The sequence below is a fragment of the Xanthomonas vesicatoria ATCC 35937 genome (assembly GCF_001908725.1).
Lineage (GTDB): Bacteria > Pseudomonadota > Gammaproteobacteria > Xanthomonadales > Xanthomonadaceae > Xanthomonas > Xanthomonas vesicatoria.
Genome location: NZ_CP018725.1, coordinates 1902625 through 1921795 on the forward strand (window position 1 = coordinate 1902625; position 19171 = coordinate 1921795).

Genomic DNA, 19171 nt, shown 5'->3' on the forward strand with positions numbered 1-19171 from the left:
GCCGGCCGACGTCACTCCAGCGTATAGCCCACCCGCAGGCCGCCCCAATGTTTGCGGCCGACGAAGATCGGTGCAGACAGATCGAACATGATCTGGCCGGTGTCGCGGCGGTAGACCTGCAGGCGGTACGGGTCGGTATGCGCGCCGACGCTGCGGCCGACGCGGTCGGTGAATTTGCGCTTGGTGCGGTTGCCGACCAGATCGCGTTTGGCATCGCCGGTCAGCGGCTGGGTGAAACGCAGATTGTGGGTGGGCACGTAGCCATCGGGATTGGCACAGATCGCGAACACGATCCACGGATGCGCGTCCAGCAACGGCTCCTGCAACGGGGGCAGCACGTGATCGCAGACCGCGTCGAAATCGGTGCTGAACTTGGGCGGCTCCACGCCGGCGATCGGCGTGTAGGTGCGCGCGAACAACGCCGCTTCGTCGATCTGCCCGCGCGCAATGGCCTGCGCCAATGCAGTGCCGATCTTGCCCGCCGTGGCAACAGCAAGTTCCTTGACCCGCGCGTGCCTGGGTACCTGCAGCGGGTCGGCGGGCAGACGAAACAGGCCAACGCAGTCGCGCAAGGTTTCGGTGCCGCGTTCTAGTGCTTCGCTGCGTTCGGCCACATGCGCAGCGTGCTGCAGATTGCTGCGACCCAGCGCCACCACGCCGTCCACCGCACGCTCGATGCCGCGAATTTCGCCATCCTGCGCCTGGATGCGCCCAGCCACCGTGTTCATTGCGGTACTGGCCTGTCCGAGCACGCGGGTGATGCCATCGAGTACCGCTTCGGTGCCGCGCGCGGACGCGGCACCTTCGCCGACTGCAGCGCTGGTTTCGGCCAGGATCGCGCGCACATCGCGCGCCGCGGTCGCCGCGCGTTCGGCCAGACGACGAATCTCGGTGGCGACCACCGCAAAGCCGCGCCCGGCATCGCCGGCATGTGCTGCTTCGATGCTTGCGTTGATCGACAGGATATTGGTTTGGAACGCCACCGAGTCGATGACCTCGATGACCTCGCCGGCGCGTGCCGCGCGGCGCTCCACTTCGTGCATGGCCTGGCCCAATGCGTGTGCCGCAGCCACGCCCTGGCGCGCGCTGTCATCAGCGCTGGCGGCCAGCGCAATCACCTGCGCCAGTTCGGCATTGACGTCCTGCAGGCTCGACGACAACCTTTCCACTGCCATGCGTGCGCCGTCCAGTGCCTCGGTCTGCGCCTGCGATTGACGCACCATCTCGTCGTTTTCGGCCACCAACGGCGGGACTTCGGCGGCGATCTGCACCGACAGCGCGACCGCCTGGCGGATCGCTTCGGCCAGATTACCGAAGCCGGCTTGGAGGCGGCGTCCCATTTCGGTGTCTGCCAGCCCGGGCGGTAACAGCAGTTCCAGCTCGCAACCAGCCAGCGCCTGCGCGGTACGCTCCAGCACGGTGCGGTCTTCGTGCTCGGCCTGCAGACGTGCCACCAGGGGCTGCAGCAGCGGTGAGATCGGCACCGGGCGGCTGCCGTCGGCCAGCCGGGTGGCTTCGCGCAGCAAGATTGCGGTCTCCACGTGCGGCAACGACAGTAGCCAGCCGCCATGCTCGCGGTCGCGGGTGTAACGCACACGCCGGGCCGGGTCGTCGCCCGGAGCGGCCCACACACCCTCGTCGCCGACCAGATCGGTGACGCTCAGTCCCCACAGTATGCTTGCCGGCAAACCGTCCAATTCATTGGCTGTCTTGCCCAGCACGTCCAGGCCGGCACGGTTGCAGGCGACCACACACGCCTCCGCGGACAGCCGCAGCAAGGCGACCGGCGCGTCGGGGAGCAGTGCAGCGCGCGCGTGCGCAGGCAGGTCAGACGATTGCATCGAGCTCATGGGGATTTCCTAAACCGTCAGTGTGGTTAGCGGCGCGCCATAGGCAGAGTTGAGCGGCGTACTCATCCGCAGCGACTCAATAACCGGCGGCCTGCCCGTCCTTGCGGCTTTCGGAAGCGCCGTAATACACGCCATTGCCGGGGTCGCGCGCAATCGCCTGGTAGCCACCATACGGGCCATCGGCAAAAATCACCCGGTGGCCTTTGCGCATCAACGCGCGAATGGTGTCGTAGGAGAACCCCGTCTCCAGATTGAGCTCGCCGCCATCGCTCATCGCAGTGGCCTGGCCGGTGGGCTCGGTGGAGCCCTCGTGCTGGATGCGTGGCGCATCGCCGGCTTCCTGCAGGTTCATGTGGAAATCCACCAGGTTCATCACGATCTGCACGTGGCCTTGCGGCTGCATCGCCCCACCCATGACCCCAAAGCTCAGCCAGGGCTTGCCGTCCTTGGTGACGAACGCCGGGATGATGGTCTGGAACGGCCGCTTGCCGGGCGCATAGCCGTTGGGGTGGTCCTTCTTCAGCACGAACATCTCGCCGCGGTCCTGCAGGATGAAGCCCAATCCCGGCGGGGCCATGCCACTGCCCATGCCGCGATAGTTGGACTGGATCAACGACACCATCATGCCGTCGGCGTCGGCCACAGTCATGTAGATGGTGTCGCCCTCTTCCAGTTGCTTGGGGGTGCCGGGCTGCACTTCCTTCAAGGCCTTGTCCATCGAGATCAGCGACCGGCGCTGGGCCGCGTACTGCTTGGACACCAGTTTGGCCAACGGCGCGGGTTGGAAGGCCGGGTCGGCATAGAAGCGCGCGCGGTCGGCGAACGCCAGTTTCTTGGCCTCGGTAAACAGGTGCACGTGCTCGGCCGAGCCGAACGGAATCTTGGAGAAATCGTAGCCTTCCAGGATGTTGAGCATCTGCAATGCCGCGATGCCCTGGCTGTTGGGCGGCAACTCCCACACATCAACGCCGCGGTAATTGGTGCTGACAGGCTCCACCCATTCGCCCTGATGGCTGGCCATGTCCTCGTAGCTCAGGTAGCCGCCGTTGGCCTTGAAATAGGCGCCGATGGTGCGTGCGATCGGCCCCTTGTAGAACGCGTCACGGCCGCCGTCGGCGATCTGCTGCAATGTGTTGGCCAGGTTCGGGTTCTTCCACAGCTCGCCCTTGCGCGGGGCGTGCCCGTCGATGGTGAACTGTTCCTTGAAGCCGGGATATTGCGACAGCCGCGGCACCGAGCGGTCCCAGTAATAGGCGATGGTTTCGGCCACCGGATGGCCTTCGCGCGCGTAGCGGATGGCCGGGGCCAGGTTCTGCGCCATCGGCTTGCGGCCGAAGCGCTCATGCAACGCAAACCAGCCATCCACCGCGCCCGGTACCGACACCGGCAGCGGGCCGGTCGGCGGAATGTCCTTCAGCCCGCGGCGCTGAAACTCGGCAAGCGTCAGCGACTTGGGCGAGCGGCCCGAGCCGTTGTAACCATAGAGCTTGCTGGTCTTGGGGTCCCAGACGATGGCGAACAGATCCCCTCCCACCCCATTGCCGGTCGGCTCCATCAAGCCCAGCGCCGCATTGGCCGCAATCGCCGCATCCACCGCCGAGCCGCCGTTCTTCATCACATCCAGTGCGATCTGGGTCGCCAAAGGCTGCGAGGTCGCCGCCATGGCATGCGGCGCGATGACTTCCGAGCGGGTGGCAAAGCCCTGCCCGGTGATGCGGTCGGCAGCGCCAAGAGGCGGCGCGAGCAGCGCCAGAGCAGACACGAGCAAGACAGGTAGGCGACGCATGATCGAGAGCTCCCCATGACACAACGAATGAAAGACCAACGATACCAGCGGCCTCAGTCGCAGCGCTTGGTCCCAGCTGCATTGCGGCGATAAAACCGCGCAGTTGGTGATGCGGGTCGACCCTGTCGGCAGCAAGGCGATCCGGTTTCAGCGGAAACCATGCTGCTGCGATGAGGCTTCGCATCGGGTGAACAGCGCTCATCCAGATGTTTCACCCGCAAGGGTTGACACCCTACCGGCGGCGATGGTTATCTCAGTGCATGCCGCAACGCCACACCACCTCGAATGCTTTGATGTCCGCGCCCTTCGGCGCGTCGGCAGCGTCGCTTCTCGTGCTCGTACTTATTACCTCGCCAACCGGTGCGGGACGAGACTTCGTGTAGGCAACAGACACACAAGGCTTCGATCAGACCCCGCACCGGCAACGGCGCGGGGTTTCGCGTTTCAGGGACCCCCAAAAGTTTCGAATGACATGAACGACATCACCGACATCGCGGCCACCTTTTCAACCAGCGCCAGCAATTGCGCTGCTGCAAACGTGCGCGTGCACGGTGTTCTCGCTCAGCCCCGCTTTGTTCGGCCAGCCAGCGTTCGCGCTGCCAGCTGATTCTTACCCACTCTGCCAACCCCGCAAGGATTACTTCATGAGCAACGACACCCAGCCCAAAATCGCGATCATCGGCTACGGCAGCCAGGGCCGCGCGCACGCGCTGAACCTGCGCGATTCCGGCTTCGACGTCACCGTCGGCCTGCGTGCCGGTGGCCCGACCGAATCCAAGGCGCAGGCCGACGGCTTCACCGTGGTGGCGCCGTCCGAGGCAGTGAAGAGCGCCGATCTGGTCGCGATCCTGACACCCGACATGGTGCAGAAGAAGCTCTATGAAGACGTCATCGCGCCGAACATGAAACAGGGTGCCTGCCTGCTGTTCGCGCATGGCTTGAACGTGCATTTCGACATGATCAAACCGCGCGCCGATCTGGACGTGGTACTGGTGGCACCGAAGGGCCCAGGCGCGCTGGTGCGTCGCGAATATGAAATCGGTCGCGGTGTGCCGTGCATCTATGCGGTGTATCAGGACACCAGCGGCAAGGCCGAGCAGTTCGCGTTGACCTATGCCGGCGGCTTGGGCGGCGCACGCGCAAACATCATCAAGACCACCTTCAAGGAGGAGACCGAAACCGATCTGTTCGGCGAGCAGGCAGTCCTGTGCGGTGGTGCATCTTCGCTGGTGCAGGCCGGTTTCGAAGTGCTGGTGGAAGCCGGCTACCAGCCAGAAATCGCCTATTACGAAGTCCTGCACGAATTGAAGTTGATCGTGGACCTGTTCTACGAAGGCGGCATCACCCGCATGCTGGAATTCGTCTCCGAAACCGCGCAATACGGTGACTATGTCAGCGGTCCGCGCGTGATCGACGCCAGCACCAAGGCGCGCATGAAGGACGTGCTGACCGACATCCAGAACGGCACCTTCACCAAGAACTGGGTGGCCGAATACGAAGCGGGCCTGCCGAACTACACCAAGTTCAAGCAGGCCGATCTGGAGCACCCGATCGAAGAAGTGGGCAAGAAGCTGCGCGCCAAGATGGTCTGGCTCAACGGCGAGCAGCAAGCCGCCGCCGCCGCACCAGCGAATCAACAAGCGGCGTAATTGCCGCCGCATCCCCACCGCTTAACACCGAAGGTCCGCAACGCATGAATACCTCCGCACACAGCATGCCCCGCAACGGCGCGCGCTGGCTGACGCAGGCCCTGGAAGCCGAGGGCGTGGAAACGCTGTTCGGTTATCCGGGCGGCACCATCATGCCGTTCTACGACGCCCTGGTGGATTCCAGGCTCAAGCACATCCTGGTCCGTCACGAACAGGGCGCCGCCCTTGCCGCCAACGGCTATGCCCGCGCCAGCGGCAAGGTTGGCGTGTGCGTGGCAACCTCCGGGCCCGGTGCGTCCAATCTGGTTACCGGCATTGCAGACGCGATGCTCGATTCGGTGCCGATGGTGTGCCTGACCGGCCAGGTCGCCACGCCGCTGCTGGGCACCGATGCATTCCAGGAACTGGACGTATTCGGCATGACCATGCCGATCGTCAAGCACAGCTTCCTGGTCCGCAGCGTGGACCAGTTGCCGGAGATGGTGCGCGAGGCGTTCCGCATCGCGCGCGAAGGTCGCCCGGGCCCGGTGTTGATCGACCTGCCCAAGGACGTGCAGATCGCCGACGCCTCGCATCTACCAGACCATGTGCCAGCGGCGGTGCTACCGCCACCGGCACCGGCGGACGCGAAACTGGCGGAAGCGCTAGCCGCCATCGCCAGCGCCGAGCGGCCGGTGGTGTACGGCGGTGGCGGGATCGCACTAGCCGGTGCGGTACATGCATTCCGGCGCTTTGTCGAAGCCACCGGCATCCCAACCGCGCTGACCTTGCGCGGCCTGGGTGCATTGCCGCACGCACACCCGGATTACCTGGGCATGCTTGGCATGCACGGCACTCGTGCCGCCAACATGGCCATCCAGGAATGCGATCTGTTAGTGGTGGTCGGTGCCCGTTTCGACGACCGCGCCACCGGCAAATTAAGTGAATTCGCACCGTTCGCACGCGTCATCCATCTGGATGCCGATGCGTACGAGATCTCCAAGTTGCGCACCGCCGATATCGCCGTGCCTGGCGACGTGGCGACAAGCCTCAAGGCCTTGAGCGCAGCGCGCGGCAACTGCCAGGCATGGCGTACGCGCTGCTTTGCCAATCGCGAAAAATTCGCCGCGCGCTACGACGCGCCCGGGACCGATATTTACGCACCAGCGCTGCTGAAGCGCCTGAGCGAAGTTGCGCCGCCCGACACCATCATCGCCTGCGATGTGGGCCAGCATCAGATGTGGGTAGCCCAGCATTGCCGCTTCAACGATCCGCGCAACCACCTCACCAGCGGCGCACTCGGCACCATGGGCTTCGGCCTGCCGGCCGCGATGGGCGCGCAGTTCGCCTGCCCCGACCGCACCGTGGTGCTGGTCTCGGGCGATGGCAGTTTCATGATGAACGTGCAGGAGCTGGTGACCATCGCGCGCTGCAAGCTGCCGGTGAAGATCGTGCTGCTCGATAACAGCTCGCTGGGCATGGTGCGCCAGTGGCAGGAACTGTTCTTTGCCGAGCGCTACAGCGAGATCGACCTGTCCGATAACCCGGATTTTGCGGCGTTGGCGCAGGTGTTCGGCATCCCGGCCAAGCGCATCATCGCGCGCGGCGATGTCGACGCGGCGCTGGCGGAATTGCTGGCCCAGCCGGGCCCCGGCCTGCTGCATGTGGCCATCGACGCACGCGCCAATGTGTGGCCACTGGTGCCGCCCAACAACGCCAACAGCACCATGCTGGACAGCAACCCCGCACACGCGGTCAAGGAGACGACACATGCGTTACCGGCTTGACCTGGTGCTGAAGCCGGCCGAAGGCGCATTGGTGCGGGTGATCGGCATGACCGAGCGCCGCGGGTTTCGCCCGTGCGCCATTCAAGGCGGGGCAGCGCCCGATGATGCCGGGCGCTGGCATCTGCAACTGGACGTGGACAGCAACCGGCCAGCGGAAACGCTGCGCCTGCAGCTGGAAAAGGTGTACGACTGCGAGTCGGTGGTAATCACGGCGCTGGAATCGGTCGAGGCTGCCGCATGACCACGCATACATGGGCCACGCAGACCTCGCGGGACCATCAGACCGCCCTTCGGAGGTGTCTTCTTCCGGATCGGTCGCGCGCGTGCCGCAATGCCTGATTCCGGCCGCCCCGCTTCGCAGGAACCAGACGTAGGCGACGTGGTCGTCAGCGTGGCCGACGTGCTGGCCGCGCAGGCACGTCTGCGCAAATATCTGTCGCCCACGCCGCTGCACTATGCCGAGCGTTTCGGCGTGTGGCTGAAGCTGGAAAACCTGCAGCGCACCGGCTCCTACAAAGTGCGCGGCGCACTGAATGCACTGCTGGCCGGGCTGGAACGCGGCGACGAGCGCCCGGTGATCTGCGCCTCGGCGGGTAATCATGCGCAGGGTGTGGCGTGGTCGGCGTATCGGCTGGGCGTGCAGGCCATCACGGTGATGCCATACGGCGCGCCGCAGACCAAGATCGCCGGTGTTGCGCATTGGGGCGCCACCGTACGCCAACACGGCAACAGCTATGACGAAGCGTTTGCGTTTGCACGCGAGCTTGCCGACCAGAACGGTTATCGGTTTCTTTCGGCCTTTGACGACCCGGACGTGATCGCCGGACAAGGCACGGTCGGTATCGAATTGGCCGCGCATGCACCCGATGTGGTGATTGTGCCGATCGGCGGCGGCGGCTTGGCGTCCGGTGTGGCGCTGGCGTTGAAATCGCAGGGCGTGCGCATCGTCGGCGCGCAGGTGGAAGGCGTCGATTCGATGGCACGCGCCGTGCGCGGCGATCTGCGCGAAATCACGCCGGTGCCCACGCTGGCCGACGGCGTCAAGGTCAAGATCCCGGGCTTTCTGACCCGCCGCTTGTGCTCGAGCCTGCTCGACGATGTGGTGATCGTGCGCGAGGCCGAACTCCGCGAAACCCTGGTGCGCCTGGCACTGGAAGAGCACGTCATCGCCGAAGGCGCTGGCGCCCTCGCATTGGCCGCCGGTCGCCGTGTTGCAGGCAAACGCAAATGTGCGGTGGTCTCTGGCGGTAATATCGACGCAACTGTTCTGGTCACACTCTTGTCCGAGGTGCGGCCGCGTCCGCCACGCAAACCGCGACGTCGCAATACCGAGCGACTTCGCAACGAACGCAGCGTCAAAGCTTTACCCCAAACACCCGTCCTTTCCCGCCCATCCGCAGTCGCTTCAACGCCTGTCACCGCCATCGCAGTAGAGGAGTCTTCCTGGTGAACACGACCGTATCCAACCAGACCCCACATATCCGAATTTTCGACACCACCCTGCGCGACGGCGAGCAATCCCCCGGCTGCAGCATGACGCCCCAGCAGAAGCTGGTCATGGCGCGCGCGCTGGACGAACTCGGCGTGGACATCATCGAAACCGGCTTCCCGGCCAGTTCGCACTCCGACCGCGAAGCGGTCGCCATGATGGGACGCGAGTTGCGCCGTCCGACGCTGGCAGTGCTGTCGCGCTGCCTGCAGTCCGATATCGAGACTTCGGCCAAGGCACTGGAAGCCGCGGCCAACCCGCGCCTGCATGTCTTTCTGTCCACCAGCCCGCTGCACCGCGAGCACAAGCTGCGCATGAGCCGCGAGCAAGTGCTGGAATCGGTGCACAAACATGTGACGCTGGCGCGTGGCTACATCGACGATGTCGAGTTTTCTGCCGAAGACGCGACCCGTACTGAAGAAGATTTCCTGGCCGAAGTCACCCGTGTGGCGATTGCGGCCGGTGCCACCACGATCAACCTGCCCGATACGGTGGGCTTCACCACACCGGAAGAAATCCGCGGCATGTTCGCGCGGTTGATCGCCAACGTGGAAGGTGCCGACACCGTCATCTTCAGCGCGCATTGCCACAATGATCTGGGGCTGGCGGTGGCCAATTCGCTGGCAGCCATCGAAGGCGGCGCACGGCAGGTCGAATGCACCATCAACGGCATCGGCGAGCGCGCCGGCAACTGCGCGCTGGAAGAAATCACCATGGCGCTGAAGGTGCGTGGTGCGTTCTACAACATCGATTCGGCGATCAACACGCCGCGCATCGTGTCTACCTCGCAGTTGTTGCAGCGTCTGGTCGGCATGCCCGTGCAGCGCAACAAGGCGGTGGTCGGCGGCAATGCGTTCGCGCACGAGTCGGGCATCCACCAGCACGGCATGCTGCGCCACCGCGGCACCTACGAAATCATGCGCCCGGAGGATGTGGGCTGGGAGTCGTCGCAGATGGTACTGGGCCGCCACAGCGGCCGTGCAGCGGTCGAGCAGCGCCTGCGTGCGCTGGGCTATCTGCTGGAGGAGGATGAGGTCAAGCTGGTCTTCGAACAATTCAAGGCGCTGTGCGAGAAGCAGCGCGTGGTCACCGACGCGGATCTGCAGGCACTGATGCAGGACGCGACCGTGCAGGAAGGCTACCGCCTGGCATCGATGACCATCAGCGATGTCGGCAGTCGTGCGAACGCGTTGGTGGAACTATCCGACCCGGATGGCAATCGGGTTGCGGAGACCGCGCAAGGTAACGGACCGGTGGATGCCTTGTTCGGTGCATTGGCGTCGGCCACCGGCGTGAAGCTGGAGCTGGACAGCTACCAGGTACATAGCGTGGGCATCGGCGCAGACGCGCGTGGCGAAGCCAGCCTGAGCGTGCGCCACGACGGCGTGGAATACGAAGGCACCGGCACCAGCAAGGACATCATCGAAGCGAGTGCGCTGGCGTGGCTGGACGTGGCAAACCGCCTGTTGCGTCAGCGCCAGCGTGGCGTGGTCGCCAGCAAGACGGCTGCGGTGGCGTAACACAGCTCATTCGCTCGACGATGCAAACCCGACGGCCGGCAGAGCGATCTGCTGGCCGTTTTGACGTTTGGTGCCGCAATTTTTTTTGCAGGCGTGCCGCCTTGTTGCCGGCGCCCGCGGGCATACCTAGACTGGAAACCCCGCTGCGCCCAGGACCAACCTTGCAAGCGACGTCCGCCGGTTCTGTACGAATGAGTCGGTGTGCCGGGGGCGCTTGGATTCGTACCGACACAGAACAAGCTCTTAAAGTAAGCTTGCTAGCGGTGTGCGACTGCTTCGGTTTGCTGCGGGCGCTTGCACGCGTACCGGCGTGGGACACGCCGCAAGTACGTCCATGTAGGCTCTGGCGCGGCATCCATGCCGCTCAAGGTCCCACGCCGGCACGCGCGCAAGCACTATCGGTTGTTGTCGGTTGCTAAAAGAAATGCGAAGAGCCTGGTGGTCTGGACATCTTTCGGAGCGTCATCATCGCTGGCGACATGGCAGTAGATGGATGGCTTGCCGATCACATCGGCCACGAAGTCCTCAGGAATCAACACCTGCTTGAAGCATTGCTTGCCGATCAGCAGTAGCAATCTTGAGGGCACGGTGTCGCGTCCGGGGGCGGGACCGTGTGGCGAAATGGGTGCCGCCACCGAGCCTGCATGGACGGATTCACGGCGTGTCCCGACCCCGGATGCGGCGCCGCGCTGCCGATCGACACCGCGTACCGATCAGTCTTGTGCACGACAGCTGCCGGTTTCGTGTCACCACTCCGGTTGCCTACTGTGATCGCGGATCGTTCAGCCAAACAAAAGTGGCTATCGCCCGAAGAACGATAGCCACCAGATACCGCGAGGATGCGAGCGCTTCTACAGCGCGGCCACCACTGCATCACCCATTGCCACGGTGCCAACCTTCGTCGTGCCTTCCGACCAAATATCGGCGGTACGCAGGCCTTGGTCGAGCACCTTACCGACCGCTTGCTCGATGGCATCCGCTGCAGCAGATTGCGCAAACGTATAGCGCAACATCATTGCCACCGACAGGATGGTGGCCAGCGGATTGGCGATGCCCTTGCCGGCGATATCGGGCGCCGAGCCATGACACGGCTCGTACATGCCCTTGCTGTTGGCATCCAGCGAGGCCGAGGGCAGCATGCCGATCGAGCCGGTGAGCATCGAGGCCTGGTCGGACAGGATGTCGCCGAACATGTTGTCGGTCACGATCACATCGAACTGCTTGGGCGCACGCACCAACTGCATCGCCGCATTGTCGACGTACATATGCGACAGCGCGATGTCCGGGTAATCCTTGGCGACCTCTTCCACCACCGCGCGCCACAACTGGCTTGATGCCAGCACATTGGCCTTGTCGACCGAGCACAGCTTCTTGCCACGCAGGCGCGCCATCTCGAAGCCGGCCTTGGCGATGCGGCGGATCTCGCTTTCGCTATATGGCAACGTGTCGTAGGCCTGGCGTTCGCCGTTGTCCAGGGTGCGGGTGCCACGCGGCTGGCCGAAATAAATGCCGCCGGTGAGCTCGCGCAGGATCAACAGATCCAGCCCGGCCACGACCTCCGGCTTGAGCGTGGAGGCATCGGCCAACTGCGGATACAGCAGCGCCGGACGCAGGTTGGCGAACAAGCCCAGCTGCGAGCGGATCTTGAGCAACCCACGTTCCGGACGTAGCGATGGGTCAATCGTGTCCCACTGCGGCCCACCGACTGCGCCCAGCAGCACCGCATCGGCAGTGCGCGCGCGCTCCAGCGTTTCATCGGCCAACGGGCTGCCGTACTTGTCGTAGGCTGCGCCACCCAGGTCGTCGTACGCAAGGGTGAAACCCAGGCCGTGCTGGGCATCGATACGCGTCAGCACCTTGACCGCTTCGGCCATGATTTCCGGGCCGATGCCGTCGCCGGGAAGAATCAGAATCTGCTTGCTCATGTCATCCTCGTGAGTCGGCGCCGCAGCGCCATAGAAGTCACCGTGACGCCCAGAGCACCAATACATCGGTACTGAAGGAGCCATCGGCTGCAATCTGGAAGTAATGGCGTACATCGTCCACCGCCGCGTCCTGCAGCGCGCGGATGGCGCCGCGCAACACTTCCGGCGTGCGCATGCGATCCACCCAGCTCAGGTAGTCCAGCTGCAGACGTTGGCAGTGATGACGCTGCACGTGCAGGCCGGCATCACCCACCACCTGCAGCCACTGCGCCACGCTGTAATCGCGTACATGGCTGGTGTCACGCAGCAACTCGATGGCTTGCAAATGCGTGTCCAGCAAGGGCAGCCCCGGCGCCACCACGTCGATGAATGCAGCGAGCCCGCCTGGTCGCAATACGCGCTGTACCTCACGCAGTGCCTGGCCCAGGTCGCGCCAGTGATGCGCCGAATAACGGCTGACTACCACATCGATGCTGCCGGTCTCGAACGGCAGGTGTTCGGCGACACCCTCCAAAGTGCGTATCTGGTTCAGTCCACGGCTAGCGGCCGTAGCTGCCACGACATCGAGCATGTCGGCCGACAGATCGTAGGCCACAACTTCGGCCATCAGCGGCGCCAGCTGAAAACTTACATGCCCGGCACCGCAGCCCAGGTCCAGCAGACGTCCGTTGCGATGGCCTGCCAAGCCAGCGCGCAGCTCGGCAAACTCCGCGCCGTGTGCATGCACATCGCTGTGCAGATATGCCTGCGCCCGTGGCCCGAATTGTGCGGCAACATGCGTGGACAGGGCATCGGTGCCGTTAGCGGGCGAGGCATCACTCACTGCAGCGCGCCAAACAACCACGGCTGACGCGCACGATGGCCTTGCTCGAATCGGCCAATTGCATCGGCGTCCTGCAAGGTCAGGCCGATGTCGTCCAGCCCGTTGAGCAGGCAGTGCTTGCGGAAGGCGTCGATGTCGAATGCGTACTCCACGCCATCGGGCCGGCGCACGCGCTGCTCGGCCAGGTCCACGGTGAGTTGGTAGCCCTCGTTGGCCAGGCATTGCTCGAACAGCGCATCCACGTCTGCTTCGTCCAGCACGATCGGCAGCAAGCCGTTCTTGAAGCTGTTGTTGAAGAAGATGTCGGCAAAGCTCGGCGCAATGACCGTCCGGAAGCCGTATTCGTCCAGCGCCCACGGCGCGTGCTCGCGCGAGGAGCCACAGCCGAAGTTCTCGCGTGCCAGCAATACGCTGGCACCTTGGTAACGCGGAAAGTTGAGCACGAACTCCGGATTCAGCGGCCGCCGGCTGTTGTCGCGGCCGGGCTCGCCGATGTCCAGATAGCGCCACTCGTCGAACAGGTTCGGCCCGAAGCCGGTGCGCTTGATCGACTTGAGAAACTGCTTGGGAATGATCTGGTCGGTATCGACATTGGCGCGATCCAGCGGCGCGACCAGTCCGGTGTGTTGGGTGAAAGGAGTCATTGAGAGAGGCCGGGAATGGGGAATGGGGAGTCGGGAATGGGCAGAGCGGGAAGCAGGACTTTGCGATTCCCTATTCCCGATTCTCGATTCCCTGGAAGTCACGCACATCGACAAAGTGACCGCTCACCGCTGCCGCTGCCGCCATAGCCGGGCTGACCAGGTGAGTGCGTCCGCCGGCGCCCTGGCGGCCTTCGAAATTGCGGTTGGAGGTGGATGCGCAATGCTCGCCGCTGCCGAGCTTGTCCGGGTTCATCGCCAGACACATCGAGCAGCCCGGCTCGCGCCATTCGAAGCCGGCCTCTAAAAAAATCTTGTCCAGCCCTTCGGCTTCGGCCTGCGCCTTGACCAGGCCCGAGCCGGGGACAACCAGCGCCTGTTTGATGGTGGCCGCCACCTTGCGGCCCTTGGCCACTGCAGCGGCCGCGCGCAGGTCTTCGATACGCGAGTTGGTGCACGAGCCGATGAACACGCGGTCCAGGCGGATGTCGGTGATCGGCTGGTTGGCCTTCAGCCCCATGTATTTCAGCGCGCGCTCGATCGAGTCGCGCTTGGTCGGGTCCTGCTCGGCGGCCGGGTCCGGTACCTGCTGATCCACCGCCAGGACCATCTCCGGCGAGGTGCCCCAGCTGACCTGCGGTTTAATGTCTTCGGCGCGCAGCTCCACCACGGTGTCGAAGCGGGCGTCCGGATCGGAGACCAGCGTCTTCCACAGCGCAACGGCCGCGTCCCAATCTGTACCTTTGGGCGCGAACGGACGGCCTTGGACATACGAAATCGTTTTGTTGTCCGCCGCCACCATGCCCACGCGCGCACCGGCTTCGATGGACATATTGCAGATGGTCATGCGGCCTTCCATCGACAGCGCAGCAATCGCGCTGCCGGCAAATTCCAGTGCATGCCCGTTGCCTCCTGCGGTGCCGATCTTGCCGATCACCGCCAGCACGATGTCTTTGGCCGTCACGCCGAACGGCAGCGTGCCTTCCACGCGCACCTGCATGTTCTTCATCTTTTTGGCGATCAGGCACTGCGTGGCAAGTACATGCTCGACTTCGGAGGTCCCGATGCCGTGTGCCAACGCGCCAAACGCACCATGCGTGGAGGTGTGCGAATCGCCGCAGACCACGGTCATGCCCGGCAAGGTGGCGCCCTGCTCCGGGCCGACCACATGCACGATGCCCTGACGCGCATCGTTCATCTTGAACTCGAGGATGCCGAAGTCGTCGCAGTTTTCGTCCAAGGTCTGCACCTGCAGGCGCGAGACTTCATCGGTGATCGACTCCAGCCCGCCCTGCCGCTCGGCGCGCGTGGTCGGCACATTGTGGTCGGGCGTGGCGATGTTGGCATCGATGCGCCATGGCTTGCGCCCAGCCAGCCGTAGGCCCTCGAAGGCTTGCGGCGAGGTCACCTCGTGAAGGATATGGCGGTCGATGTAGATCAGCGACGAGCCGTCGTCACGGCGGGTGACCTCGTGCATTTCCCACAATTTGTCGTACAGCGTCTTGGCGGTCATTGCGGCGATCCGAAAGCGGGTGGCGAAGGGTGGGATGCGCCCACCCGGCTATTTTCGATGCTAGGAGCTTGCCATCGATAACGCAAATTCATATCTTTTATTAGACAAATGAATTTTAGGAATAGAAATGGACCTTGCCAGCCTCAGCGCCTTCGTGGCGATTGCCGAGAGCGGCAGTTTTTCTGCAGCGGGCGAGGCCTTGCATCTGACCCAGCCGGCGGTGAGCAAACGCATCGCCCTGCTGGAAGGGCAATTGTCCGCGCGGCTGTTCGATCGCCTGGGCCGCCAGGTGGTGCTGACCGAGGCCGGGCAGGCGTTGTTGCCGCGCGCCCAACGCATCCTTGCCGAGCTGGAGGACACCCGCCGCGTACTGGAACACCTGGGTGCGGCGGTTGGCGGACGGCTCAGCCTAGCCACCAGTCACCATGTCGGCCTGCATCGGCTTCCTGCATTGCTACGCAACTTCGCCGCGCAACATCCGCAGGCTGCACTGGACATTCAGTTTCTGGATTCCGAACTGGCCTACGCGGCGGTATTGCGTGGCGAGGTGGAACTGGCGGTGACCACCCTGGCGCCAGATACCCGCGCGCCGCTGCGCGCGCAGCCGATCTGGCACGACCGTCTGCAGTTTGTGGTGGCGCCGGATCATCCGTTGGCCACCCTGCGCGAGGTGGCGCTGAACGATGTGGTGGCGCACCCGGCGGTGCTGCCCGACCCCGGCACCTTTACCCATCGCATCGTCGCCGGCCTGTTTGCCGAGCGCGGCCTGGTGCCGCACCTGCGCATGACTACCAATTATCTGGAGACGATCAAGATGCTGGTCTCGGTGGGGCTGGCCTGGAGCGTCCTGCCCGAGCGCATGATCGATCATCAGATCGTGGCGCTGCCGCTGGCCGATGTAGCGCTATCGCGTGAGTTGGGAAGCGTCACGCACGGCGGGCGCACCTTGTCGCGCGCAGCGCAGGCATTTGTTGCGTTGCTGCAGGCGCAAGCGGAGATGGAGGCTCCCTGAGCATCACGATTCGACACCACACCACGCGCCTGGAACGTGCGCACCTGCATTACTGCCTTCTTCACCGCACCGCCGTGCCATCGCACTACCGATCGACCAATCGATCGCGCCCCTGCCGCTTGGCCTGATACAGGCGGCGGTCTGCCAACGCGAGCAGTTCGCGCCTGGTTGGCGCCTCATCGCTCATCGCCATGCCCATGCTGGCGGTGCACCGCACGGTGATGCCGTGCGCATCGACATCGATCGTCGCCAGCCGTTGTCGCATGCGCTCGAACAGCGCGCGCGCCTGCTCGGCATCCAGCCCGGTGGCCGCCAACAGAAACTCTTCGCCGCCATGGCGTGCAGCGAAACACTGCGCCTGATCCTGATCGCTCAGCGCCTCGCCCAGCGCGCTCAATACCGCATCGCCCACGTCGTGACCGTATTCGTCGTTGATGTGCTTGAAGTGGTCGATATCCATCAATGCCAGCGCCAGCGCGGGGCCACCACTACGCGCCGCGTCGAACCACTGTTGCAGCACGCGCTCGGCTTCGCGCCGGTTGGGCAATGCGGTCAGCACATCGTGGCTGGCGCGGTATTCCAGCTGGCGCATCAAGGCCTCGCGCTCCTGGCTGGCCTGCTGCAGGGCGAGATTCTTGTCGCTCAATTCGCGGGTGCGCTTGTCGATCACGGTATTGAGCTGGCGCTGGCTGCGCCGGTAGCTGGCCGTGCGCCACAGATAAAAGCCGTAGATCAGGCTAGCCAGCGCAAGGATGCCCAGGGCGATCACTTCGCCACGGCGCCACCAGGGCGGCGCCAACGCGATGACCAGGCTGGATTCACCCAGCAATGCGGCCTGACGCCAATCCACCGGCAGCGACATCGCCTGCACGCGGAAGCGAAAACGGCCCGGCGGCAGGTTGGTGTACACCGCCTCGGTGGCGTTATCGGCATCCACCCAATCCGGGTCGAAACCTTCCAGGCGATAGCGGTAACGCACCTTGTCCGGGCCACGAAAATTCAGGCCGGCATAGGTGATCGCGATACGGCGAGTCTCCGCGCCGAGCTGATGCGGCCCGCTCAACGGTTGCACCATGCCATCGACCAGCAAGCGCTCGAACACGATCGGCACGCGATGGCCTTGCAAGGTGCCCACACGCGCCGGATCGATCACGCCCAGCCCGGCCGAGGTGGGAAACAACAACTGCCCGGACTGCGTCAGCCAGCCGGCCGGTGCACTGCTGCCGTTGCCTTGGTTGCTGGGCATGCCATCGCTACGGTCCACTACTTCCACGCTCAATTGTTCGCGGGTGCCGGCATCGATCTGGTCGAAATTGCTGCGCGCGATACGGAAGACGCCGTGGTTGCTGGACAGCCACAGGTAGCCGCGGCCGTCATCGATCACCCGGAACACCTTGTCGCGCGGCAATCCAACGCGGTGGTCGTAAACGCGAAAGTGGTCGCCCTGCAGGCGCAGCAGGCCGCGATCGCTGGCGATCCATAGGTCGCCACCGGCATCGCGCAAAAAGTCAAACGCGTTTTGCCCCGGGAAGTCTTGTTCGCCCAGCCACGCGCGGGTGCTACCGCCCGGCGACAGCCCGGTCATGCCGCGATCGGTGCCGATCCAGAGGATGCCTTGCGTGTCGCGATACAGCGCCTGTACCGAGCCGTCGGGCACGCCATCGGCGGCGGTGTAGCGGCGCGCCTTACCGTGCCGCCAGCGTACCAACCCGCCGGTGGTGCCGATCCACAGATCATCGCCATCAGGCAATACCGCGCGCACCGACAGTGATGGCAGTCCATCGCCCGCACCGATACGCACCAGCACTTTGCCCTGCGCATCCAGCCGCAGCACGCCCTGACTGTAGGTACCGGTCCAGACCCCGCCGTCGCCGGCATCGGCCAACGACAACACCGACTGCTCCAGCACACGACCGCCTTCGGCCGGCGACAGCGCAACGCGATTGATCTGATCGTCGCGCCAGCGATCCAGGCCCACCGCGCTGCCCACCCACACGGTGCCATTGCCGGTCTGCAACACGGTGCGCACGTAATCGGAGGCGAGGCCGTCCTCATGGGTCACGCCGTGCGCGGCGCCTTCGGCGATCCGGAACAGGCCGTGCGTGCTGCCGACCCAGATCAGGCCTTCGGCATCTTCCAGCAGTGCTGGGCTGGCAACGCCGGTGATCGAGATCTGCTCGTCCGGCACACCTGCGCCGCTGTGCACCACCAACGTCCCGCTGGGCATGCTCATCCACAGGTGGCCACCCCGATCCAGCAGCAAGGCATCCACGCGCTGCCCCTGACGAAACCGCTGCAACCCGCCGCCGCGACTCCACCACCACACGCCGTCATCGCCGGCGACCAGCAAGCCGCCCTGGCGATCGCTGGCAAGCCGGCGCACCGGCACCGCCTGCATGCCATGCGTCCTGCCCCAGGCCTCGGCAGCGGTGCCATTGCCTGGCAAGCGATACAACCCGACCTCGGTGCCCACCCACAGATCGCCGTTGTCGTCGGCCGACAACGCGGTGATGCGCGCGCGCGGCAGGTCGGCCTGGCGCCCCACATCGACCAGGCGCCCATCGGCTTCGATCCGATACAGCGTCTGCGGCGTCCCCACCCACAGCGCCCCGTCTGCACGGCGCAACAACGCGCTGACCGCCAGGTGGCGCGCCGTCGCGTCGCCCAGCTGCTGCCAGTGGCCGTCCTGATAGTGATAGACCCCGTCGAACGCGGTGCCGAACAACATGCCGCCGGCGCTGTCGCGCACCACCACGAACACGCCGCCCAATTCGGCACCCGGCGTGTTCTGGCGGTCATATACGGTGAAATCGCGGCCGTTGAAGCGCGCCACACCCTCCCAGGTTCCCAGCCAGATCAGTCCGTCTTCGCCCTGGGCCACGGCGTGCACCAGGTTGTGCGGCAGGCCGTCGTCCATGTTCCAGCGCGTGACGGTGTGATAGGCGGTGTGGTCGAGCCCCTGCGCGCTGGCCGGGGACATCCCCAACGCTCCGCAGCACAGCCCAAGCCACAGCCACACAAGGGCCGCCCGCAGCATGCGTGCGCTGCGAACGCAGCTTGCGCGCGCCTGCGTCCCGACCCTTTTCACGCTCCACGTCCCCTCGTCCATGCCGCTGACCATGCGTGTCGGTATGTACCAACAGGCGTTAGCCAATCTATCACCGGGGTTTTCGGGCCGCCCTAGGTGGATTCCCCAC

The 19171-nt window shown here is 64.8% G+C and carries 15 protein-coding genes; 7 read left to right on the plus strand and 8 right to left on the minus strand.

All coding sequences use genetic code 11. The features are described 5' to 3' along the window. Positions 1–11: 11 nt before the first annotated feature. Both BJD12_RS08240 and ggt read right to left on the minus strand, forming a co-directional pair. Positions 12–1850, minus strand: a complete 1839-nt coding sequence (locus tag BJD12_RS08240; protein WP_005990855.1) for a methyl-accepting chemotaxis protein — start codon at positions 1848–1850, stop codon at positions 12–14. Between the two features lie 76 nt (positions 1851–1926). After that, positions 1927–3636, minus strand: coding sequence for a gamma-glutamyltransferase (ggt, locus tag BJD12_RS08245; RefSeq protein ID WP_042827839.1), 1710 nt, complete (start codon positions 3634–3636; stop codon positions 1927–1929). Positions 3637–4108: 472 nt separating this feature from the next. Between ggt and BJD12_RS25110 the strand changes: the two genes are divergently transcribed. The 6 genes from BJD12_RS25110 to BJD12_RS08270 all read left to right on the plus strand — a co-directional run bounded on the left by BJD12_RS25110 (position 4109) and on the right by BJD12_RS08270 (position 10060). Next, positions 4109–4243, plus strand: coding sequence for a hypothetical protein (locus BJD12_RS25110; protein ID WP_267473960.1), 135 nt, complete (start codon positions 4109–4111; stop codon positions 4241–4243). A gap of 37 nt (positions 4244–4280) precedes the next feature. Next, positions 4281–5285, plus strand: coding sequence for a ketol-acid reductoisomerase (gene ilvC / locus BJD12_RS08250; protein ID WP_005990859.1), 1005 nt, complete (start codon positions 4281–4283; stop codon positions 5283–5285). A gap of 44 nt (positions 5286–5329) precedes the next feature. Continuing rightward, positions 5330–7051, plus strand: a complete 1722-nt coding sequence (gene ilvG / locus BJD12_RS08255; protein WP_005990862.1) for an acetolactate synthase 2 catalytic subunit — start codon at positions 5330–5332, stop codon at positions 7049–7051. Then, positions 7035–7292: an ACT domain-containing protein gene (locus BJD12_RS08260; RefSeq protein ID WP_005990863.1), complete on the plus strand. Its 258-nt coding sequence runs from the start codon at positions 7035–7037 to the stop codon at positions 7290–7292. The genes ilvG and BJD12_RS08260 overlap by 17 nt, the downstream gene beginning before the upstream one ends. A gap of 138 nt (positions 7293–7430) precedes the next feature. Next, entirely contained in the window at positions 7431–8501 is a 1071-nt protein-coding gene (locus BJD12_RS08265) for a threonine dehydratase (RefSeq protein ID WP_228861019.1), read from the plus strand. Further along, on the plus strand, positions 8498–10060 hold the full coding sequence (locus BJD12_RS08270) for a 2-isopropylmalate synthase (RefSeq protein WP_005990867.1): 1563 nt from the start codon (positions 8498–8500) through the stop codon (positions 10058–10060). The genes BJD12_RS08265 and BJD12_RS08270 overlap by 4 nt, the downstream gene beginning before the upstream one ends. A 395-nt stretch (positions 10061–10455) precedes the next feature. Here the strand turns inward: BJD12_RS08270 and BJD12_RS24190 are convergent, their stop codons facing one another. The 5 genes from BJD12_RS24190 to leuC form a co-directional block, all read right to left on the minus strand. Then, complete coding sequence (locus tag BJD12_RS24190; RefSeq protein WP_126936571.1) at positions 10456–10695, minus strand: hypothetical protein; 240 nt, start codon at positions 10693–10695, stop codon at positions 10456–10458. Positions 10696–10911: 216 nt separating this feature from the next. Further along, entirely contained in the window at positions 10912–11985 is a 1074-nt protein-coding gene (leuB, locus tag BJD12_RS08280) for a 3-isopropylmalate dehydrogenase (protein ID WP_005990870.1), read from the minus strand. 37 nt (positions 11986–12022) lie between these two features. Beyond that, the gene (locus tag BJD12_RS08285) at positions 12023–12772 is read right to left on the minus strand and encodes a class I SAM-dependent methyltransferase (protein ID WP_039422771.1); all 750 of its coding nucleotides are present in this window, start codon (positions 12770–12772) and stop codon (positions 12023–12025) included. A 32-nt stretch (positions 12773–12804) separates the two neighbouring features. Continuing rightward, a complete protein-coding gene (leuD, locus tag BJD12_RS08290; protein ID WP_005990874.1) occupies positions 12805–13452 on the minus strand; it encodes a 3-isopropylmalate dehydratase small subunit in 648 nt (215 codons plus the stop codon). Between the two features lie 70 nt (positions 13453–13522). Further along, positions 13523–14962: a 3-isopropylmalate dehydratase large subunit gene (gene leuC, locus BJD12_RS08295; RefSeq protein ID WP_005990876.1), complete on the minus strand. Its 1440-nt coding sequence runs from the start codon at positions 14960–14962 to the stop codon at positions 13523–13525. A 127-nt stretch (positions 14963–15089) separates the two neighbouring features. Between leuC and BJD12_RS08300 the strand changes: the two genes are divergently transcribed. Continuing rightward, positions 15090–15974, plus strand: a complete 885-nt coding sequence (locus BJD12_RS08300) for a LysR family transcriptional regulator (RefSeq protein WP_005990878.1) — start codon at positions 15090–15092, stop codon at positions 15972–15974. An 85-nt stretch (positions 15975–16059) separates the two neighbouring features. Here the strand turns inward: BJD12_RS08300 and BJD12_RS08305 are convergent, their stop codons facing one another. Continuing rightward, positions 16060–19083, minus strand: a complete 3024-nt coding sequence (locus tag BJD12_RS08305) for a ligand-binding sensor domain-containing diguanylate cyclase (RefSeq protein ID WP_074052814.1) — start codon at positions 19081–19083, stop codon at positions 16060–16062. Positions 19084–19171 lie beyond the last annotated feature (88 nt).

Coding starts and splice junctions, on each gene's coding strand:
- BJD12_RS08260 (WP_005990863.1), top strand. CDS start 7,035: ATGCGTTACCGGCTTGACCTGGTGCTGAAGCCGGCCGAAGGCGCATTG.
- BJD12_RS08240 (WP_005990855.1), bottom strand. CDS start 1,850: ATGAGCTCGATGCAATCGTCTGACCTGCCTGCGCACGCGCGCGCTGCA.
- BJD12_RS08300 (WP_005990878.1), top strand. CDS start 15,090: ATGGACCTTGCCAGCCTCAGCGCCTTCGTGGCGATTGCCGAGAGCGGC.
- BJD12_RS25110 (WP_267473960.1), top strand. CDS start 4,109: ATGAACGACATCACCGACATCGCGGCCACCTTTTCAACCAGCGCCAGC.
- ilvG (WP_005990862.1), top strand. CDS start 5,330: ATGAATACCTCCGCACACAGCATGCCCCGCAACGGCGCGCGCTGGCTG.
- ilvC (WP_005990859.1), top strand. CDS start 4,281: ATGAGCAACGACACCCAGCCCAAAATCGCGATCATCGGCTACGGCAGC.
- leuD (WP_005990874.1), bottom strand. CDS start 13,452: ATGACTCCTTTCACCCAACACACCGGACTGGTCGCGCCGCTGGATCGC.
- ggt (WP_042827839.1), bottom strand. CDS start 3,636: ATGCGTCGCCTACCTGTCTTGCTCGTGTCTGCTCTGGCGCTGCTCGCG.
- leuC (WP_005990876.1), bottom strand. CDS start 14,962: ATGACCGCCAAGACGCTGTACGACAAATTGTGGGAAATGCACGAGGTC.
- leuB (WP_005990870.1), bottom strand. CDS start 11,985: ATGAGCAAGCAGATTCTGATTCTTCCCGGCGACGGCATCGGCCCGGAA.
- BJD12_RS08305 (WP_074052814.1), bottom strand. CDS start 19,083: ATGGACGAGGGGACGTGGAGCGTGAAAAGGGTCGGGACGCAGGCGCGC.